Below are 21,577 nucleotides of genomic sequence, written 5' to 3'. Positions count from 1 at the left end.
TCATTAGAGGAAATTGTTTAGGGCGTATCTTTTCCTTGTTGAGGATGTCCCTTTTTACCACGCGAGTTTGTTTTTGTCGATTTCGAAGTGGTATGATTGTGGCCGTTACGATGATTGTTATAATGTTTATTCGTATGCGAATGTTTTCGTGTTCCATTTTTCTTTCCTCTTGTCATATTGTCGGGAACAGGTGCGGACATGCCTTCAGGTAATGCAGCTCTTGCTATCTTTTCATTCAACAGATTTTCGATAGAAGCGAGAGCCGTCCGGTCACGTTCACCAACAAGAGTTATGGCACGGCCTTCGCGACCGGCACGGGCTGTGCGGCCTATTCTGTGTACATAATCTTCTGCGTCGTGTGGTGCATCATAATTTATGACCAAAGTGATGTCATCAATGTCAATGCCACGTGCCACGATATCGGTTGCCACCAAAATGTCAATGCGGCGGGCTTTAAAATCAAGCATTACTTCATCCCGTTGCTTCTGTTCTAAATCGGAATGCATAGCAGCTACATTATAACCGGCACGTTGTAGGGAGATATTCAAATCTTTTACTTTCTGTTTTGAAGAAGCAAAAAGAATTACTCTTTCTGGAGCTTTTTCTTTAAATAAATGTTTGATGATGGCTGTCTTATCCCCTTCTTTACAGATATAAACACTTTGATCTATCTTTTCTGCTGGTTTTGATACAGCAATACTAACTTCTACTGGATCATGCATAATCTGACGTGCCAATTCTGCAATTTTGGGTGGCATCGTAGCTGAGAACAATATAGTTTGTCGCTTTTGGGGTAAGTTTTCTACTATTTTCATAATGTCCTCGCTAAACCCCATATCCAGCATTCGGTCTGCCTCATCCAGAACTAAGTGGGTTGTACGGCTTAAGTCTAATGTTCCTAATTGCAGATGTGTGATTAAACGTCCAGGAGTGGCAATGACAATGTCTGCACCAGCGCTCAGACTGCGCCTTTCCTGTTCGTAACGTGCGCCGTCATTTCCGCCATAAACAGCAACACCGTTAATGTCCATATAATACCCAAATCCTTGTAAGGCCTGGTCTATTTGGCGTGCCAGTTCTCGTGTTGGAGCCATAACTAAACAGTTTACAGAATCTTTAGGATGCGGTTCACGGCATAAAAGTGTTAACAATGGAAGTAAATAGGCGGCGGTTTTTCCTGTACCGGTCTGTGCTATGCCAATGAGGTCACGGTTTTCAAGAATATGGGGGATACATTGTTCCTGTATGGGGGTACACTCATCGAAACGCATGTCGTACAAAGCGTCTAACAAATCTTCGTTGAGGTCTAAATCAGTGAAAAGCATATTAATTGGGGAATTATATATTAAAGGCTCTTTTCAAAAAAACTTTTTCCGGATTTTTTTAATATTATTCCGGTGTTCGTTGATAAAGAATATAAGCAATAATGGCAAATACAATATTGGGAATCCAAACTGCAAGCATAGCCGGAAATCCTGCATTAGTGGCAAATGTTGCAGAAATGGTTTGAAATAGAATATATCCAAAACTTAGAGCTAAACCGATGCCCAGTGAGAATCCCATGCCGCCTTTACGTTTTTGGCTTGAAAGTGATACACCGATAATTGTTAGGATAAACGCAGCAAACGGCATAGCAAAACGCTTATGATACTCAACTTCAAAGGTGCTGATGTTAGGAGCTCCTCTGAGTTTTTGTTTATGAATAAATTCATTCAATTGTGGCAGCGTCATTGTTTCTTGCTGATTTTTTACATAAAAGAAGTCTGAGGGTTCCATCATGACAATTGTATCTAATTTCTCTCCACTTGTAATAGTTTCACGCATGCCTTTGAGAGTGCGAATACGATACATATGGAGCGTCCAACTATAACGGCGGTCCGACAACGTGTCGTATTGTATGTTTTGTGCTGTCAGATGCGATATCAGTTTCTTATCTATAAATTTATCTAAAGAAAAGCCATAACCGCTTTTGGATTCATTGTCAAAATGGGTGATATATGCTACTACTCCCGTATCAACTTGCATTTGTACATTTTCTGCAATAGTGGATTTTTTCTTCTTTATATAAGTATTATCAAATTCCACTCGTTGCACGTTCCCGCGAGGTATGACATAAGCTCCTAAAAGGAATGTTGTAATAGCGATAAGGCCTGCAGCTATCATGTAAGGGCGCAATAAGCGCCGGAAACTCATTCCTGTGGATTTCATTGCTATTATTTCAGAATTTCCAGCCAATTTTGACGTAAAGAAAATAACCGCAATAAAAACAAATAACGGACTGAATAAGTTTGAGAAATAGGGAATGAAATTTAGATAATAATCGAATATAATCCTCTCAAAAGAGACATGACTCTGTGTAAATTTATCTATTTTCTCATTATAGTCAAAGATAATGGCTATTAAGATAACAATCGCAATCAGAAAGATGTAAGTAGACAGAAATTTCTTAATGATATACCTGTCAATGCGTTTAAGGGTAAGCAATTCCTTACCTTTAATTAAAAGTCGTCTGATAGATTGATACCAGTCCTTTATATGCAACCATATTCTTTTCATAAAAGCCTTTATCAAAGTCTTCTGGATAATTTTTCCACCATTTCAACTTTCCATTCGGAAAAGTCATCAGCTAAAATATGTGTGCGTGCCTCTTTTACCAGCCACAGATAAAATGCCAGATTATGTATGCTGGCTATTTGCATGGCCAGAAGTTCTTTGGCCTTGAAAAGGTGATGCAGATAAGCGCGTGAATATTGCGTGTCGGCCAAACAGTGCCCCATAGGGTCTACAGGAGAAAAATCATCTGCCCATTTTGCATTACGCATATTCAAAATACCTTCAGCGGTAAATAACATTGCATTGCGGCCGTTTCGTGTAGGCATTACACAATCAAACATGTCTACTCCACGTTCGATGGCTTCCAGGATATTGATGGGGGTACCTACTCCCATCAAATAACGTGGACGGTCTTTGGGAAGAATATCATTGACCACTTCTATCATTTCATACATGACTTCTGCGGGTTCGCCTACTGCCAATCCACCGATGGCATAACCTTCAGCTCCAAAATCAGCCATGAATTTAGCACTTTCACGACGTAAATCAGGATATACACAACCTTGTACAATTGGGAATAATGATTGGTGGTAGCCGTATTTAGGATCAGTTTCATGGAAACGTTTCCAACAGCGCTTCATCCATCTGTGTGTCAGGTCAAGGCTTTTTCTGGCATAAGCGAAATCGGCTGTGCCTGGCGGACATTCATCGAAAGCCATCATGATGTCAGCGCCTATGGCACGTTCTATATCCATCACTTTTTCAGGGGTAAAGAAATGTTTACTGCCATCTATATGCGAACGAAACTCACAGCCTTCATTACTTAATTTGCGGATACCGGTCAGTGAGAACACTTGAAATCCACCACTATCAGTGAGCATTGGGCGGTCAAATCCATTAAATTTGTGTAGCCCTCCTGCACGTTCTATAATTTCCAATCCGGGCCGTAGATAAAGATGATAGGTATTCCCTAAAATGATTTGTGCTTTTATGTCATCTTTTAGTTCGTGTAAATGTACTCCTTTAACAGTTCCCAGTGTGCCGACTGGCATGAATATCGGAGTTTCGATTTGCCCGTGATCTGTAGTGAGAAGTGCCGCACGTGCAGCACTTCCTTTATCTGTATGTTGTAAGTTAAATGTCATGAGTCTCCAAGGTCATAAAAGTTAGAATGTTCAATTCGAACTTGTTGGTGTTTCTTTTATTGTCAGATCTATAGGAGATTCCACTATCTCATCGAGCAAGGCTATTTCAAAAATTTCTTCCACATTATCGACAAAATGAAATTTCAGTCCATCGATATATGTCGCTTTTATTTCTTCTATATCTTTGCGGTTTTCTTCGCTCATGACGATGTCAGTAATTCCGGCACGTTTGGCTGCCAAAATTTTCTCCTTGATGCCTCCTACCGGCAGAACTTTTCCGCGTAAAGTGATTTCGCCGGTCATGGCTATATTTGCCCGTACCTTTCTTTGGGTCAAGGCAGAGGCCAGTGATGTTGCAATAGTGATACCGGCAGACGGTCCGTCTTTTGGGGTCGCACCTTCCGGTACATGGATATGAATATCCCAGTTATCAAAGATCCGATAATCCAAATTCAATTTTTCGGCATGTGATTTGATGTATTCCAAAGCCAATACGGCCGATTCTTTCATAACATCCCCTAGATTTCCAGTTAAGGTAAGTTTGGATGCCTTGCTTTTGCTTAAACTAGTTTCGATAAAAAGAATTTCTCCTCCGACAGCGGTCCAGGCCAATCCGGTTACAACGCCGGCATATGTGTTGCCCTGATATTTGTCCCGGTTATAAGGCGGCTTGCCTAAAAGAGTTTCTATATCTTGCGGCTTGATTGTGGATTTTGCAAATGGCATTTCATTGTTAACCGCTGTCAAATAGGCTGTTTTACGAAAAATCTTGTCAATTTGCTTTTCGAGTTGGCGCACACCGCTTTCGCGTGTATATTTTTCGATGATCAATTCTGTTGCTGCCGGTGTCAATTTCAATGTACCGTATTTGCCGAAATCCAATTCCTTCTGTTCTTTGGGGATGAGGTGTCGTCGGGCTATTTCCTTTTTTTCTTCAGTAAGATAGCCTTCCACTTCTATTAATTCCATGCGGTCAAGCAACGGAGTTGGAATCGTGTTCAGGTTGTTGGCCGTTGCGATAAAAAACACCTTTGAGAGGTCGAAGTCTGTATCAAGGAAGTTATCGTGAAACGCATTGTTCTGCTCAGGATCCAATACCTCAAGCAAAGCAGACTGTGGATCGCCATTGTAATTTGCCTGAGAAACTTTGTCGATTTCGTCTAAAATAAAAACCGGATTGCAACTTTCCGCCTTCATTATTCCTTTTATGATACGTCCGGGCATGGCTCCTATGTAAGTGCGCCGATGTCCGCGTATCTCCGATTCGTCGTGCACTCCGCCTAAGGACACTCTTACGTATTTGCGGCCTAAGGCTGCTGCAATGCTGCGCCCTAATGAGGTTTTGCCGACTCCCGGAGGTCCGTAAAGACAAATAATGGGGGCTTTCATGTCTTTTCGTAAGCGTAATACGGCCAAATGTTCCAAAATTCGCTCCTTGACTTTTTCCATACCATAATGGTCGCTATTAAGAATACGTTCGGCATTGCGTATGTTCAGGTTGTCTTCAGTTTCTTTTCCCCAAGGTAGTGCAACCATTGTCTGAAGATAATTCAACTGTACATTATAGTCTGGACTTTGCGGATTAATACGTGCCAGTTTGCTTATCTCCTTATTGAAAACAGCCTGTATTTTTTCCGGCATGTTTAGTCGGGCTGCTTGGTTTTGCAGTTCAACAACATCCTCATTTTGAGATTCTCCCAACTCATTCTGGATGTTTTTTATCTGTTGATGCAAGAAGTATTCTTTCTGCTGCTGATCCAAATCTTCTCGTGTCTGATTTTGGATATGCTGTTTGAGAGCAGCATATTGGCACTCTCTGTTTAAGATGGAAAGGAGTTTGTAGGCGCGTTTTTTCTGGTCGCCTTCCGCCAGAAGCTCTGTTTTTTCCTCAATGGGAAAAGGAAGATTGGTACAGATAAAGTTGATGAGAAAGACCGGATGGTTGATGTTCCGGATAGCAAATACAGCCTCTTCGCGTACAGTGTCGCTAGTGCGCAGCAGCCGTATGGTAGCTTCCTTACAGGCTTCAGTCAATGCTGCGTATTCTTTGTCATCATCAGCGGGCAATACTTCGTCCAGCTTTTCCACCTTGGCACGCAAAAATGGTGTCTGACGGGTTATTTTCCCCAGTTCAAAGCGTGAAAAACTTTGCAGGATGACAGTTATTGCGTTATCTGGCAATTCGATGACGCGCATAACTTTAGCCATTACGCCAATAGGATATAGATCCTTGCCGGCGGGCATGTCTACTTCTGGAACGCGTTGGCAAACCACGCCGATTTGGCCGTCATTTTTAACGGCTTGCGCAATCAGTTGCTTGGAGTTTTCCCTGCCAACAGCCACCGGAGCCACCACTCCGGGAAACAGGGTCATGTTGCGCAGAGGAAGTATGGGCAGAATGGAACCAACCTCCTTGGCAAACAAACCGGATATATCTCCGTCAAAATCAGCAATTAAAGAAAAGGGATTTTGCTGTATGTCGTCTTTATTCATATTGTTATTTAGCCTACTAAAGTTAGCGATGTTATGATATTCGTCTGTAACCACCATGGTGATTGCAGAAAACATGAAATGCTATGCAAAAAGCATACCAAATTGAGCATGTGACATCGGTAAGAATACTTTGTTATTCCACAAATTCGTGACAAAGTTACGTTTTTTATCTTTATTATTTTCCATTGCTCTTTACTTTTTAAGGCTTCAGGCGATTTTAACACTATTTGCTTTTGGCTGAAAAATGTTGTATATTTGCATTAGCGAAGCGGACGGTTAACAAATAACTGTCCGCTTTTTTTGTTATTTCTTTGTAAAAACTTTGTTTTTTCTTTGGAATATGCGGATAAAAAGTCCGTATTACAATTTAAATTCCCTGTATTGCAATTAAAAATTCAAGTAATGTTTTTCTTTTGAAAGTTATTTTTGTGAAATCTATTCGTTGTTTTGTGCTAGAATTTTCCTGTTTAATGTGTATGAAAGTTAAATATGTTAATCAAAGGAGACTCAAAACGATAGGAGTAATTCTGTAAGAATTCTGGTAATAGAAAGAAATAATAAATGGGCTTTGGGATAACTATAAAGTGAAATCTCTATCCAAAACAATAGTTGATTAGATTGAATGTGCTATCTTTGCACACAATAAGTCTGGCTGAGCTTTTGTTTGTTTCGGTCATTCTTGAGAGTTTTCTGACACAGCCGGAATAATTCGGCTCATTGTAATCCAATAATAATAAACCGTGTTATGATTTTACTTTCCGGTTTGAATACTTTCGGACATTATCTCAGACTTATGGGGCGTACGTTTTCCCGCCCTGAACGCATGAGAATGTTTTTTAAACAATATTTTAAAGAAATGGCTACCCTTGGAACAGGGTCAATTGGCATTGTTCTTCTCATCTCCTTTTTTATTGGAGCCGTCATCTGTATTCAGATAAAGCTCAACATTCAAAGTGCCTGGATGCCTACATGGGTTTCGGGCTATGTGACACGTGAAATTATGCTTTTGGAATTTTCATCTTCCATCATGTGTCTGATTTTAGCCGGTAAAGTCGGGTCGAACATTGCTTCCGAACTGGGAACTATGCGAACTACGCAACAAATTGACGCTCTTGAAATCATGGGGGTTAATTCTGCCAGTTTCCTTATTCTGCCCAAGATTTTAGGGCTTGTTACAATGATCCCTTTTCTTGTCATTTTCAGCACGGTGAGCGGTATTATAGGCGCTTATGCCACTGCCTATGTCGGACATATTATTACCGCAACGGACCTTACATCGGGTATGCAGCACGATTTTAATCAATGGTTTTTCTGGATGGGGACCATCAAGTCTGTTTTCTTCGCCTTTATCATAGCAAGTGTTTCCTCTTTTTGGGGATATACTGTGGAGGGCGGTGCTACTGAGGTTGGCAAGGCTAGCACGAATGCGGTAGTTTCAAGCAGTATGCTTATTCTTTTTTCTGATATGTTTCTTACGCAACTTCTCTCATGATACAGATAAATCATCTTAACAAGGACTTTGGGACAAAAAGTGTGTTGCGCGATATCAGCACTACTTTTAATGCCGGTGTTACCAATTTGATTATCGGCCAAAGCGGCTCGGGCAAAACTGTCCTTATGAAATGTATAGTGGGGCTTTTCGAACCTACAAGTGGAGATATCCTCTATGATGGACGGAGTTTCGTGGGGATGAGCAAACAAGAACGCACATCAATCCGACGTGAAATGGGAATGATATTTCAGAGTGCGGCATTGTTTGACTCTATGAGCGTACTTGATAATGTGCTTTTTCCTTTAGATATGTTTTCCAGCCTTAGCGCTAAGGAGCGGTTGCGACGTGCCCGTCTTTGCCTCGACCGTGTCAATTTGCTTGAAGCCGAAAATAAATTTCCAGGGGAAATATCAGGTGGTATGCAGAAACGTGTTGCCATTGCGCGGGCCATTGTTCTCAATCCGAAATATTTGTTTTGTGATGAGCCTAATTCCGGACTCGACCCTAAGACCTCGCTTGTTATAGATGAACTGATTCATGACATTACTAAAGAGTATGGTATGACAACAGTCATCAATACTCATGATATGAATTCGGTAATGGGCATTGGTGAACATATCTTATATATATATGATGGCCGTAATGAGTGGGAAGGGAGTAAAGAAGAGGTTTTTGATTCAAATAATGAAAAACTGAATAATTTCATTTTTGCTTCAGATCTTTTCCGGAAAGTACGTGCCGCTGAGCAGCATAGTCATTCCAATGGTTCTTAAATATGAAAAGGAGCAGTGTTAACAGGATGGTCCCCACTAGTCAAAGATATCGGGGGCCATTTTGCTTTTCTTAAATCATCTTGAAAGAGCAGTTTTTTTTGATTATTTAATACGACTGTTGGCGGTGTTTTTAGGTTTAAACTGATATTAAATGTGTATCTTTGTGAACTTTTAAAACTAGTGAAATCTATTATGATGAATGCAATAGAACTTTTTTCCGGGCAATATGATACGCCACACCATACTTTCCCTTTTAACCAGAAGATTTCCCCTGATGCCATACGAGAAGGGATAATAGAAGGAATGCGTCTTGAGGATGAGGAAATTAACGCTATAATTACTCAGGCTGAAACTCCGACTTTTGAAAATACTATAGTGCAATTTGAAGCAGCTGGAGCCTTGCTGGATCGTGCTACAACGTATCTCTATACAATGCTTGGTCTCAATACAGATGATGAACTTGAAGCATTGGCACAAGAGATGGCACCGCATTTGTCTGCTCACGAAATGCGTATTATGCATAATGCTGTTCTGTTTAAGCGCGTGAAAGCCGTGTATGAGGATTTTTCACAGGAGCGAAATGCGGAAGAGCGTATGCTGCTGTCTAAAACATATGAAAAATTCGAAAGTTCAGGTGCAACATTAAGTAAGGAGAAAGCAGATCGGTTCTCAAAAATATCCGAACAACTTTCTGCTTTAACTCTCAAGTTTTCACAGAATGTACTTAAAGAAACGAATGATTTTATACTTCATCTGACTGATGAAAAACAACTTGAAGGATTGCCGGAGAGAGTAATATTGCAAGCGGGAGAGGCGGCAGAAGAACGTGGCCTTTCCGGATGGGTTATAACGCTGCACGCTCCAAGTTACGGGCCTTTCATGACTTATTCCAAACATCGCGATTTGCGTTGTAAATTGTATTTGGCACAGAATACAAAATGTAATCATAGCAATGAATACGACAATAATGAGGTAGTACGTGAAATAGTTGACTTGAGGCGGAAAAAGGCTCAGTTGTTGGGCTATGAAACCTATGCCGATTTTGTGCTGAAGCGTCGGATGGCTGAAAATGTAGAGACTGTAGATGGTTTGCTGCATGATCTGTTGAACTATTTCAAACCTAAGGCAGAGGTGGAATTGGACGAGATTAAGGCTTTGGCTCGTCAATTGGATGGGAAGGATTTTCAAATTCAACCATGGGATTATGCTTATTACGCACATTTGCTGAATAAAGAACGCCATGGATTAGACTCAGAGATATTACGTCCTTATTTTCAATTAGAAAAAGTTATAGAGGGAGTTTTCTCGTTAGCTAGTCATCTCTATAACATCACATTTAAATTGAACGAGGAAATTCCCGTTTACCATTCCGATGTAAAAGTTTATGACGTCAATGATCTTGACGGAACGTTTTTGGGAGTTCTTTATATGGACCTTTATCCTCGTTCAAATAAACAAGGTGGAGCTTGGATGACCAATTTCAAAGAAGAATGGGATTACTCTGATAGACCGCATATCGTCGTTGCAGCCAATCTTACCAAACCGGCAGGCGACATTCCTTCATTGTTGTCGATGGGGGAAGTTGAGACATTGCTTCATGAGTTTGGACATGCTCTTCACGGATTATTTGCCATGACACGTTATCGTTCATTGAGTGGGACGAATGTTATGTGGGATTTTGTGGAGTTACCTTCACAAATCATGGAGAACTTTGCTGTTGAGAAAGAATTTTTGCGCACTTTTGCTTGTCATTATAAGACAGGTGAAATTATTCCTGATGAACTGATAGAACGTGTTGTGGAAAGTCGCAACGCAGATTCCGGATATGCATGTCTGCGACAAGTTTCTTTTGGTTTGTTGGATCTGGCACTTTATAGGCTGCAAAAGCCAATGACGGCCAGTGTTAAAGATTTTGAGCACCATGCTTGGAAAGAGGTTGTTATGTTGCCTGCACCTCCAGAAACTTGTATGACTGTTCAATTTAGTCATATAATGTCTGGCGGTTATTCTGCTGGATATTACAGTTATAAATGGGCTGAAGTTCTTGAAGCTGATGCCTTTAGTCTTTTCAAAGAGAAAGGTATTCTAAATCAAGAGACAGCACATTCTTTTCGTAAGAATATTTTGTCACAAGGTGGAACGCGCCCGCCTATGGAACTTTATAAAGCTTTTCGAGGACAACTTCCAGGTATAGAGGCTTTGCTTCGCCGTAGCGGTATTCCTGTTGATCCTGAAGAAATCGCGGCATTTCGTAAAAATCACGAACTTGATTGCCGATATTTACGTATGGCTCATATATGGGCAGAGAATTCATATTGTCAACGGCGTCAGGTGGGGGCACTGATTGTTAAAGATAAAATGATAATCAGTGACGGCTACAACGGAACTCCTGCCGGATTTGAAAATATTTGTGAGGATACATCTGGCCTTACAAAATCTTATGTACTTCATGCTGAGGCTAATGCCATTACAAAAATTGCTCGTTCTAATAATAATGCGGACGGCGCAACCCTTTATGTCACAGATGCACCTTGCATAGAATGTAGTAAACTTATCATTCAGTCGGGAATAAAACGTGTGGTTTACGCTCGCCCTTATCGGCTTTCTGATGGTATAGACCTCCTTAAGCGTGCAAGTATCGAGGTTCTTTTTCTGCCTTATTCCGTTGAATCGAAATAATTTTATAGCTTAAAAAACAGAAAAAATATTGAGGCTAAAATAATGAATAATAATAGAACCTCCCGTTTCATGCCACTTCTTGTAGCTCTCGGTATTGTGGCTGGTATTGCTGTCGGAACTTTTTATGCTAATCATTTTTCAGGTAATCGACTTAATATTATCAATTCGAGCGATAAACTTAATAGTCTGCTTCATATTGTTGATGACCAATATGTTGATAAGGTAGATCTCAATAAACTTATAGAAGAGTCATTACCGGAAATATTAAAGAAATTAGATCCTCATTCCGTTTATATTCCAGCAAAAGAAGTGGAAACGTCCATGCAAGATCTTAGAGGAAGTTTTTCTGGTATTGGTATACAATTCATGATTTATCGTGATACTGTACGTGTTATACGTGTAATTGAAGGCGGCCCCTCTGAAAGTGCAGGTGTACAAGCCGGAGATCGAATTGTCTCTATTGATGGTACCACCTATGTTGGTAAGAAAGTCAATAATGATGAGACCATGAAACGTCTTAAAGGGAAAAGCGGTACAACGGTTCGTCTTGGAATTACCCGTGCCGGTCAACGGGATATCAAGAATATCAGCATTATACGCGGTGATGTTCCCGTAAAAAGTATTGATGCTGTATATATGATAGATAAGACTACCGGATATGTTCGAATCAATAGTTTTGGTGATACCACTTATGCTGAATTTTTAGCGGCTTTGGCAACGTTGAACAGTGAGGGATTAAAAAATCTCATTATAGACTTGCGCGGGAATTTAGGAGGCTATATGACTCCTGCAGTGCAGATTGCCAATGAATTTTTGCCTAAAAAAAGACTGATAGTTTATACTAAAGGGCGCAAATCGCCGCGGGAAGAATTTACCAGCGACGGTAATGGAGCCTATCAGACAATGCCGTTAGCCATATTGGTGGATGAAGTTTCAGCATCAGCCAGTGAAATTTTAGCAGGAGCGATACAGGACAATGACCGTGGTATGGTTATAGGGCGTCGCACTTTTGGCAAAGGACTGGTACAGATACCAATCGAATTTAATGACGGTTCAATGCTCCGTCTAACAAAGGCTCGCTATTATACCCCTTCAGGACGTTGTTTGCAAAAGCCCTATACTCCTGGAGATGAAGAGGATTATCAGCAAGATCTTATAACCCGTGCCGAGCACGGCGAGTACTTCTCGAGCGACAGTATCAAGCCTTCAGGTACCAAATATCATACCCGTATCGGGCGTGTTGTTTATGGTGGAGGCGGCATCATTCCCGATGTATTCATCGCACGTGATACAACCGGTATGAACTCCTACTTTAGAGAGGCTTATTTATCGGGTATGATTAATGAATATGCTTACATTTTCACTGACAAGCATCGTGAGAAACTTAATGAATGCGAATCATTGTCGGATTTGGTCAAATATATAGAAAAGCAAAATGTCGTGGAATCCTTTGTACTTTTTGCTTCTCAAAATGGTTTGAAACGTCGAAACCGTATGATAAAGGAGGCGCATCATCTTTTTGTCGAACATTTGTTAACCGGTATCATCAATGATGTTATGGGAGTAGCCGCTGCCACTCATTACGCCAATGACACTGATCCGGCTGTTATAAAGGCTTTGGAACTTTTCAGAAATAATCAGTCCTTTCCGATAGCCCCTGTAAAGGAAAAGAAAGTCGCTTTCCTTATGATGAAATGTCCCCCAAACGATAAGAATATCAGAATGAACGATTTTATTCCTCATTCATCAAACTTGGCTATATGTTCTCCAAAGCGATAATGCGCCGATACATAAAAGAACGTCATCTGCAATATTCCCCCTTGGAACGACAAGCTTATTCTGAAAAAATGATGGCGCATTTGGAAAAACACCCGCGCTTTCAGGCCGCTAAAATCGTGTTGCTGTTTCATTCGTTGCCGGATGAGCCTTCAACCCATCGCTTCATTGATAAATGGTGTGATAAGAAAAATATATATTTACCCGTTTGTGAAGGAAAGAATCTCCGATTAAGGCTTTACAAAGGACCTGAATATTTGAAAGAAGGTGCCTTTCGGATTATGGAGCCGCAAGGACAGGATCTAGTTGCATACGATGATATTGATTTGGCCATCATTCCCGGTATGGCCTTTGATGTTGACAAACATCGTCTGGGGCGAGGAAAAGGTTTTTATGACCGTCTGCTTGCCCATCCTGCATTTGCGTGTGTGTATAAAATAGGATTAGCCTTTCCTTATCAGCTTTTTGAAACTATCCCCCACTCGACACACGACATCCTAATGGATGAAATTTTTCAAGTAAACTTTTTTTCTGTTCAAAATGAAACTTATATCTGACAGTGGCAGTACAAAAACTGATTGGCTTCTGACCGATAAGGATTTTGTTGTAGCTTCTTGCCGTACGCAAGGTATCAATCCTTTCATACAATCGGAAGAATTTATAGAATCAGTCATAAGGGACGAGCTTCTTCCGCAAATTCCCCTCAATGGTTTTCTGTCCGACATACGTTTTTATGGTGCCGGTTGCCGTTCCAAACAAGGACAGATGGTACATGCCATCCTGTCCCGTCATTTTTCCGGAGCAAATATAGAAGTGGCTTCCGACATGTTGTGTGCTGCCCGCGCTCTTTGTGGGCATGAAGCAGCTATAGCCTGTATTCTTGGCACCGGTGCCAATAGTTGTTTATTTGACGGAACCGAAATCGTGAACAATATCTCTCCTTTAGGATATATTTTGGGAGATGAAGGAAGTGGCGCTTTTTTAGGAAAAGTTCTTTTGGCTAATATTTACAAGCATTTGCTTTCTGAGGAATTGGCAGAAGATTTTAGAGCGGTTTATAGTCTGACTGTAGATGAGGTCTTGCAGCGGGTATATCGTGAGCCACTGCCTAACCGCTATTTAGCCAGTTTTACCCCATTTCTAAAAAAACACGAGTCTCATCCGGAAATACAACAATTGCTTTTCAGTGCCTTTGATAGTTTTTTCAAGCGTAATATTTTAGCTTATCATCATCCGGAACTTCCTGTTCATTTTGTGGGAAGTATCGCCTATTTTTTTCAGAACTCTTTGCAAGAGGCCGCTTGTCACAATAATGTGAATATCGGACGAATAATACGGGAACCTCTGGAAAGATGGAGAAATATTTAAATACCGAATTTAAGACATATTAGTATTTTTTAGGGATAGAAAACCGTTTAATATTTAACACTTTTAACCTTTGTTGGTAAAACAAACTTGTAAAAAACGGTATAGATATATCTTCTTATTCAGATATTAGGGAGCAAAAAAACAAGAATACGGCTTGTAAAAATTAGAATACTTGGATTTTTTACGGCAATACAGACTTTCCTCCCCTTAATTGCACGTTTCATTATATTAAAAAGGGAAGTTCGATGAACCTCCCTACAATACTATACAAGTATACGACATTTTTTTGGTAAAAGCAAGAAGTGTTAAAGTACGGAAGTTATGTTTTTTTGTTTATAAAATCTAAATTAGAGTGTGAATCAATAGGCAATACTTGTTGTTATGGAAAAGAAATCAAGGTTTGTTGCCATAATGTAGAGGAAAAACAAAAGGGTTTATTTTTCCTCTTCACTCATTTGCACTATCTTTGCATTTGAATACAATAAAACAATTAAATGGAAAGAACCGTTAATAATTTCAGGCAGACTAATGCCTTTGCCATGCAGTATGGTCTGTTGCTCGGTGGATGGGGATTGTTGAATTTGTTCATAATGATTCTTTCGTTTTCACAAACGTTTCTATCGGTTGTTAATACACTGATGTTTATAGGAAGTCCTGTAGTGGCAACTTTGCTGGCGCTGCGTTTCAGACGTAATGTGACCTTGAAGAGTGAAGTTTTTACGTTAGGAAGAGGTTTTGTTTTCTCATTGATGATGGGGATTTATGCCGCATTGTGGATTGCAGCCGGAGTCTTTGTGTATTTATCCTATTTCGACCACGGATATGTGTTTGATGTTTACGAACAAATGCTCAAACAGCCACAAGTGGTTGAAGAACTTAGCCGTAACGGTTTTCCTCTCACCATGCCCGATGGCAGTGTTCTTACCCCTGAAGAACTTGTTGCAGGAATGCGTGGTATTTCTGCAGCCAATTATGCCGGACTGATCATTTATATCACTGTGCTGTCTGCTCCGGTATTTTCGCTTGTCATCGGCCTGATATGCCGCAGGACAAGTCCTTTAAAAATAGAAAGATAATCAAATCAATCAAATATAGTTTCAGCCAAATGTCAATGAAATACAAGAAAAATATCTCTGTAGTTGTACCGCTTTATAATGAAGCGGAAAGTTTACCCGAACTTTACGCATGGATTAAGCGGGTTATGAATGAAAATAACTTCTCGTATGAAATTATTTTTGTGAATGATGGAAGCACCGATACCTCATGGGAAGTCATAAACCAGTTGGCGGCTGGCGATGAAAATGTCCATGGCATAAAATTCCGTCGCAACTATGGCAAATCACCTGCTCTGTTTTGTGGATTCCGTGCAGCATGTGGCGAAGTGGTTATCACTATGGATGCAGACCTTCAGGATTCTCCTGATGAAATTCCGGAACTCTATCGTATGATAACACATGATGGATATGATCTTGTATCCGGATATAAACAAAAACGTTATGACCCCATATCAAAAACCATTCCCACCAAACTTTTTAATGCTACGGCGCGTAAAGTAAGCGGCATTAAAAATTTACATGATTTTAATTGCGGTTTGAAAGCTTATCGTCATGATGTTGTGAAAAACATAGAGGTGTATGGTGAAATGCACCGTTATATTCCCTATTTGGCAAAAAATGCCGGTTTCGGGAAAATTGGTGAAAAAGTGGTACAGCATCAGGCGCGTAAGTTTGGTAAAACAAAATTCGGAGGGCTTAACCGCTTTGTCAATGGTTACTTGGATTTGCTTTCATTATGGTTTATGGGAAGTTTCGGCCTGAAACCGATGCATGTGTTCGGCTTCTTAGGGTCCATTATGTTTTTTTTCGGTTTCATAGCCGTAATTATTGTTGGTTCTATTAAGCTGGTGGCTATTTGCCAAGATGTTCCTGCTCCATTAATCGCTGATTCACCTTACTTTTACATTGCTTTGACAACAATGATTCTTGGCACGCAACTTTTTGTGGCCGGTTTCTTAGGTGAGCTTATAAGTCGTAATGCTCCAGGCAGAAATAACTATCAAATTGAGGCGGAAATCTAACCGTTTCCTTAAAAAGGAATTGATATCATGCTTTTTATAAGAAAAATAATGGCCATGGTCCTGCTGCCGTTGTCGGTCGCATGTACCAATATTGACTGCCCTTTGGACAATGTTGTTGAAATGACTTGTGGCTTATACCGTGCAGAGGATGGTGCGTCGTTAACTCTTACTCATGTACTGACTGTGTCTACCGGAGGAAGTAAAGATAGCATTCTGCTTAATCAGGCACAAAATATTGATGCTTTCTTATTACCTCTCAGGCAAGGAAGTGAAATGGATACATTGCTTTTGAATTTTTCAGACGCAACTCGTTCCGCTACCGATACACTGTTCATTTCGCATAATAATGTTCCACATTTTGAGTCTTTAGACTGTCCGGCCTCAATTTTTCATCAATTGACATCTGTCAGATGGACTTCACATGCTTTGAAAGAATTTCCACTTACAGTTGATAGTGCTGCAATAGTCAGAAAGGTTGTTGATTATGAGAATATTGAAAATATTAAGCTATATCTTCGTTCTACTGTTAGCCATTAAGCCCTCGGTTGCTGCAGCATGGGGCACAGGCAGCGCTTCAAAAGTAGAAGGAGATACCACGGCTGTCAGAGTCAGAGGCATTCAGTTTGAAAATGCCATAGATTCTCTTAGGAACAAAAAGGTACCGCTTTTGAATGGCTTTTCTGTATCCGGAGATATGGCAGGTGCTGTTATGGCCGCATTCTCCCCTTTTGGCCAAATTGAAGCCGCTGCGCGGGTTAACTTGAAAGGCCGTTTCTTCCCTACAATTGAAGTAGGATGTGGAATCAGCAACCACACCAATGAGACAACTAGCCTGCACTTTAAGACTAAGGCTCCTTATTTTCGTGTGGGGTGCGACTATAATTTTGCTAAAGATATTCATGGACTTGGCCGTATTCTGGGAGGGATGCGCTATGGCTTTTCTTCTTTCAAATATGATTTGGATGGTCCTGATATCGAAGATTCCATTTGGGGCACACATACGCCTTTTCATTTTAGTAATCTGAATAGTAATGTGCATTGGGCTGAATTTGTTTTTGGTATGGAGGCAAAGGTTTGGGGAGTTCTTCATTTAGGATGGTCTGTACGATATCGGTTCAGACTGTCAAATAAACATGCTGAAGTAGGACAGGCTTGGTATGTTCCTGGATTCGGGCGTAATTCAGCAAGTGCACTATCTGGCACATTCAACTTGATTTTTGACATTTAAAAATGACTCCATCTCTGAAACGTTCCATTTATCTCTTTTATATATCACCAAATTGTTTTAAATAAAATATAGACGTAAACGATGGAAATAATATTACTGGCCATTGCATTAGGTATAGATTGCTTTACTGTAAGCATCAGTTGCGGTATTATTCAAAGGAAAATGGGGGGACAGGTATGGGTGATGGCTTTCTTTTTCGGGCTGTTTCAAGCCATTATGCCTTTCATAGGTTGGTTAGGGGCTTATTTTTTAAAATATGATGTAGAGGCATATGATCATTGGATTGCTTTTTTTCTTCTGGCTTTGTTAGGTGGGAAAATGATACGGGAGTATTTTAATGGAGAAAGCGAAGTCCCACATTTTAATCCGTCACGGTTTTCAACTATATTGATTTTAGCATTGGCAACCAGTATTGATGCTTTAGCTGTAGGGTTTTCTTTTACAGGAATGGGAGTTGACGGATTTGAGAATATCGGATTTCCAATCCTCATAATAGGCCTTTTTTCTTTTATATTGACATTGAATGGTAAATATATAGGTGTGAAAATAGGCCGTAGGTTTAACTGTCCGGCAGAACTTATTGGTGGTTTAATTTTTCTAGCGATAGGTGCAAAAGTGCTTTACTTACATTTATCTGTTTAAAATCATTTGTCATGGCATTTAATTTAAAACTAAAAAGAATTGCTCAATTTTCTTTTCTTCTTTTTCTGATTGTAGGAACTGTATTCATTTTAAAGCGTCATAAGCCGACAGTTCTTCATCACTATTCTGGATCCATATTTGGTACAGTCTATAATATAAAATATGTAGGTAAAGACTCTTTGGAAAGTCAGATTTTAGCAGAATTACATTGTGTAGATCTGTCATTATCCATGTTTAATCCTAATAGCACAGTTTCGCGTATCAATACAAATAAAAGCTCACAAACGGATGAAATGTTGTGCGAAGTATTCACACTGTCAAAAAAGATATCGCAACAAACTCAAGGCGCATTTGACGTAACTGTGGCTCCCCTTGTAAATGCATGGGGATTTGGATATAAAAATAAAACAGATTTGACGGACAGGCAAGTTGACAGTTTACTTGCTTTTGTGGGAATGGATAAAATCCGACTGGTTGAAGAACGTATTGTGAAGAATGACGAACGTATTATGCTAGATTTCAGTTCTGTGGCCAAAGGGTATGCTGTAGACCGTATAGCACGTTTACTAACCAAACATTCTGTCAATGATTTTATGGTTGAAATTGGTGGAGAAGTAGTAGCACGCGGACAGCATCCTGACGGTCGTCCATGGGAAATAGGTATAGCTCAACCTGCTAATAACGGAAATCATATTCAAAAAGTTTTACGTGTAAAAGATAAAGCTCTCGCAACCAGTGGCAACTATCGGCGTTTCTATGTTAAAAACGGTAAGAGGTATGCCCACACTATTAATCCTCATACAGGTAAGCCCATACAGCATGATGTACTTTCTGCAACAGTTATAGCTCCGGATTGTGCCACGGCTGACGCTTATGCTACGGCGTTTATGGTGCTTGGGAAAAAAAGAACTCAGGAAGTTCTATCCAAGCATTCGGAAATAGCTGCTTTTCTTATTTATACGGTGGAAAATGGAGACTATGCGACTTGGGCTTCACAGAACTTTCAAGACGAAAAAGATTAAAACAAGAATAAGAAAAATTTCCTATTCATTGATTCAACATGCAACCTAAAAGTGTTTTCTTTGAACGTTTACTGCTATTACCTTTGTTTCAAGGTATTGGTAAAACGGAATTTTGGGAAATAGCAGAACGAATCCGCATAGGTTTTCAAAAGCTTTCACGTGAAGCGCTTATCGTCGAACAAGACACTCCTTGTGACGTACTCCATTTTATTTTAAGCGGTAATATTTGTGTTCATCAAACGAGTAATGAACATACCTATATTTTGTATGAGTATTTTGATCAGCCGATGGTCATACAGCCTGAAGCTCTTTTTGGTTTGCGCACACGCTATACCCGTACATTTTCTACGACTTCATCTACAGAATTACTGAAAGTTGAAAAAGCAGCAGTACGTGACATCCTTTTTTATTATCCTACTTTCCGTATAAATTATTTGAATATGGTCAGTACGCAAATGCAACAAGCTTCGTTACTTCTTTGGCGTGCGACCCCTAATCATCTTAACAATCGTTTTGTTCGTTTTCTCATTAACCGCAGCCTCAGGCCGGCCGGACATAAAGTGCTTAAAATAAAGATGGAACAATTAGCCTGGGAGTTGAATGAGACACGCTTGAATGTTTCACGTATGTTACATGATTTGCAAGATAAAAAACTAGTGGAAATGCGCCGTGGAAATATCGTTATCCCTTCTTTTGAAGCTCTTATTCAGAATTATGGCTAAGAAGGTTTGCATGATCAGTGATTTTTACTATTCATCCTTGATTTAATTTTGATTGGGACTAATAGAATATTCTCTACTTTGTTTCTACTATAGAACTGTTCAGCAAATTAAGTTTTCCTTCGTCGATAAGTTTAAGAATTAGTTCTCCGAAAAGAGTGTTGCCCCAAGCGAACCAAGAACGTGTAAAGCGTCTGGAATCATCCTTGTGAAATGCTTCATGAATAAAGCCAGTATCTCCATCCGTATGGAGCAAAGATTGCAGACAGATTATCAGTTCTTTGTCATCCGTAGAAGTCAAAGCACGCATAATGAGACTCATTGGCCAAATATAGTGCATTCCCACATGTGGTCCCCCTATCCCCTCACCTGCCCTGCCTGAGAAGAAGTAAGGATTATCTGTACTCCATACAAAACGCCGGGTGTTTTGATAAATGGAATCCGAAATAGCAACATCACTGATATATGGCAGAGAAAGTAATGAAGGGATATTTGCGTCATCCATTAAAAGTACACCACCATAACCGTCAACTTCATAAGCATAAATATTTCCATAGTGAGGGTGGCTGACAATTCCAAAAGTCTCAACCCCTTTCTTAATCTCCTCAGAAAGTTGTCTGCATTCCCTTGCCAGCTTATAATTGACGTTTACCTTTTCCAGAATCTCAGCAGCATGGGCAAGAGAATGACCGGCCATAATATTCCCCGGGATATTGTAAGGAAATATAGTACAGTCATCGGAAGGACGGAAAGCCTGAGCTATCATGCCACAGGGACGGGCCGGATGTCCTAAACCGTAATTAGACTGTGTATCGTGCATAGCGTGAGTGGTTCGCTGAAATTTATACTCATTGTCGCCCTCTTTACACTGCTGTTTTCTCATTGTTTTCAGGATGGTTTCGATCGCGTTTATCCAAAGGCTGTCAAAAACGGAAGAATCCTGTGTCTCTTTCCAATAAGCATGGGCTAAACGGATGGGGTAACATTGGGAGTCCAATTCATATTTCCGCTCAAACACACCGGGGCGCATTTCTGTGTAATCATTACTCCACTTGGGACTGATACTGTCAGGACATTCTGTAAAAGCGTTGGCATAAGGATCTATTAAAATGCAGCGTAACTGCCGACGAATGACTCCCCGAACAAGATGGCGCAGAGCTAAATCTTTCTTGACAAAACGAAGATAGGGCCAAACTTGTGCACCTGAGTCGCGCAACCACATGGCGGGAATATCTCCGGTAATGATAAAAGTATCATCATCACCATTTTGAAGACAACGGTATTTCACTGTTGTGTCAAGCGTATTGGGAAAACAGTTGGAAAACATCCACACTAATTTTTCGTTGGTAAGCAAATGTGTCACGCTGTCAATGCAATGTTCTATAGCTGATGAGGTGAAAGCGCGGTTAGATGGGCGGGCTGTACTGTATTTCCTGTAAATAGAACTATCTTTTTGTAATGTGAAAAAAGAGGTTTCCTTTAAGATAAATAAAGGAGAGCAGTTGATACTGACTAAAGGCAGCACCAAAAAAATAGAAATAAGGAGTATTCTAAGCATAAATTATCTTTTTTGCAAAGATACTGAAAAGTATTAAAGTACTTTATTGCAG

The 21,577-nt window shown here is 40.2% G+C and carries 18 protein-coding genes; 13 read left to right on the top strand and 5 right to left on the bottom strand.

The genetic code is table 11. The annotated features are described in order from the left end of the window. Window positions 1-17: 17 nt before the first annotated feature. From C5S62_RS06115 to lon, 4 genes are all read right to left on the bottom strand, one after another. Window positions 18-1,325, bottom strand: coding sequence for a DEAD/DEAH box helicase (locus C5S62_RS06115; protein WP_104404516.1), 1,308 nt, complete (start codon window positions 1,323-1,325; stop codon window positions 18-20). A gap of 64 nt (window positions 1,326-1,389) precedes the next feature. Continuing rightward, a complete protein-coding gene (locus tag C5S62_RS06110) occupies window positions 1,390-2,556 on the bottom strand; it encodes an LptF/LptG family permease (RefSeq protein WP_104404515.1) in 1,167 nt (388 codons plus the stop codon). A gap of 11 nt (window positions 2,557-2,567) precedes the next feature. Beyond that, window positions 2,568-3,698, bottom strand: coding sequence for a tRNA guanosine(34) transglycosylase Tgt (gene tgt, locus C5S62_RS06105; protein ID WP_104404514.1), 1,131 nt, complete (start codon window positions 3,696-3,698; stop codon window positions 2,568-2,570). Between the two features lie 30 nt (window positions 3,699-3,728). After that, a complete protein-coding gene (lon, locus tag C5S62_RS06100; RefSeq protein ID WP_104404513.1) occupies window positions 3,729-6,191 on the bottom strand; it encodes an endopeptidase La in 2,463 nt (820 codons plus the stop codon). A 745-nt stretch (window positions 6,192-6,936) separates the two neighbouring features. On the opposite strand from lon, the gene C5S62_RS06095 reads away from it, so the two are divergent. The 13 genes from C5S62_RS06095 (at window position 6,937) to C5S62_RS06035 (ending at window position 19,970) form a co-directional block, all read left to right on the top strand. After that, a complete protein-coding gene (locus C5S62_RS06095; protein WP_104404512.1) occupies window positions 6,937-7,683 on the top strand; it encodes an ABC transporter permease in 747 nt (248 codons plus the stop codon). Continuing rightward, window positions 7,680-8,456: an ABC transporter ATP-binding protein gene (locus tag C5S62_RS06090; RefSeq protein ID WP_104404511.1), complete on the top strand. Its 777-nt coding sequence runs from the start codon at window positions 7,680-7,682 to the stop codon at window positions 8,454-8,456. Before C5S62_RS06095 ends, C5S62_RS06090 begins: the two co-directional genes overlap by 4 nt. A gap of 192 nt (window positions 8,457-8,648) precedes the next feature. Then, a complete protein-coding gene (locus tag C5S62_RS06085) occupies window positions 8,649-11,135 on the top strand; it encodes a M3 family metallopeptidase (protein WP_104404510.1) in 2,487 nt (828 codons plus the stop codon). Window positions 11,136-11,177: 42 nt separating this feature from the next. Next, window positions 11,178-12,914, top strand: a complete 1,737-nt coding sequence (locus C5S62_RS06080; RefSeq protein ID WP_104404509.1) for a S41 family peptidase — start codon at window positions 11,178-11,180, stop codon at window positions 12,912-12,914. Continuing rightward, window positions 12,896-13,468 (top strand): 5-formyltetrahydrofolate cyclo-ligase, encoded by a 573-nt coding sequence (locus tag C5S62_RS06075; protein WP_223301165.1) that lies wholly within the window; start codon window positions 12,896-12,898, stop codon window positions 13,466-13,468. The genes C5S62_RS06080 and C5S62_RS06075 overlap by 19 nt, the downstream gene beginning before the upstream one ends. Window positions 13,469-13,676: 208 nt before the next feature. After that, window positions 13,677-14,279: an ATPase gene (locus C5S62_RS06070; RefSeq protein WP_223301164.1), complete on the top strand. Its 603-nt coding sequence runs from the start codon at window positions 13,677-13,679 to the stop codon at window positions 14,277-14,279. A gap of 494 nt (window positions 14,280-14,773) precedes the next feature. Then, the gene (locus C5S62_RS06065; RefSeq protein WP_104404506.1) at window positions 14,774-15,355 is read left to right on the top strand and encodes a DUF4199 domain-containing protein; all 582 of its coding nucleotides are present in this window, start codon (window positions 14,774-14,776) and stop codon (window positions 15,353-15,355) included. 35 nt (window positions 15,356-15,390) lie between these two features. Then, window positions 15,391-16,356, top strand: a complete 966-nt coding sequence (locus C5S62_RS06060) for a glycosyltransferase family 2 protein (RefSeq protein ID WP_104404505.1) — start codon at window positions 15,391-15,393, stop codon at window positions 16,354-16,356. Between the two features lie 27 nt (window positions 16,357-16,383). After that, window positions 16,384-16,893, top strand: coding sequence for a DUF6452 family protein (locus C5S62_RS06055; protein WP_104404504.1), 510 nt, complete (start codon window positions 16,384-16,386; stop codon window positions 16,891-16,893). Continuing rightward, window positions 16,841-17,584 carry a DUF6048 family protein gene (locus C5S62_RS06050; RefSeq protein ID WP_104404503.1) on the top strand — a complete coding sequence of 248 codons (744 nt, stop codon included), beginning with the start codon at window positions 16,841-16,843 and terminating at the stop codon, window positions 17,582-17,584. The genes C5S62_RS06055 and C5S62_RS06050 overlap by 53 nt, the downstream gene beginning before the upstream one ends. An 81-nt stretch (window positions 17,585-17,665) precedes the next feature. Beyond that, the gene (locus tag C5S62_RS06045; protein ID WP_104404502.1) at window positions 17,666-18,226 is read left to right on the top strand and encodes a manganese efflux pump MntP family protein; all 561 of its coding nucleotides are present in this window, start codon (window positions 17,666-17,668) and stop codon (window positions 18,224-18,226) included. 11 nt (window positions 18,227-18,237) lie between these two features. Beyond that, window positions 18,238-19,248, top strand: a complete 1,011-nt coding sequence (locus C5S62_RS06040) for an FAD:protein FMN transferase (protein ID WP_104404501.1) — start codon at window positions 18,238-18,240, stop codon at window positions 19,246-19,248. Between the two features lie 38 nt (window positions 19,249-19,286). Continuing rightward, on the top strand, window positions 19,287-19,970 hold the full coding sequence (locus C5S62_RS06035) for a Crp/Fnr family transcriptional regulator (RefSeq protein ID WP_104404500.1): 684 nt from the start codon (window positions 19,287-19,289) through the stop codon (window positions 19,968-19,970). 73 nt (window positions 19,971-20,043) lie between these two features. Here C5S62_RS06035 and C5S62_RS06030 read toward each other — a convergent pair whose 3' ends face one another. Next, window positions 20,044-21,525: a glycoside hydrolase family 125 protein gene (locus tag C5S62_RS06030; RefSeq protein ID WP_104404499.1), complete on the bottom strand. Its 1,482-nt coding sequence runs from the start codon at window positions 21,523-21,525 to the stop codon at window positions 20,044-20,046. Window positions 21,526-21,577 lie beyond the last annotated feature (52 nt).

Origin of the sequence: Prevotella sp. MGM2 (genome assembly GCF_002933955.1) — a bacterium.
In the GTDB taxonomy this organism is placed as follows: Bacteria; Bacteroidota; Bacteroidia; order Bacteroidales; family Bacteroidaceae; genus Alloprevotella.
The sequence above is the reverse complement of the archived record's forward strand: the minus strand, read 5'-3'. Positions and strand labels throughout refer to the sequence as shown.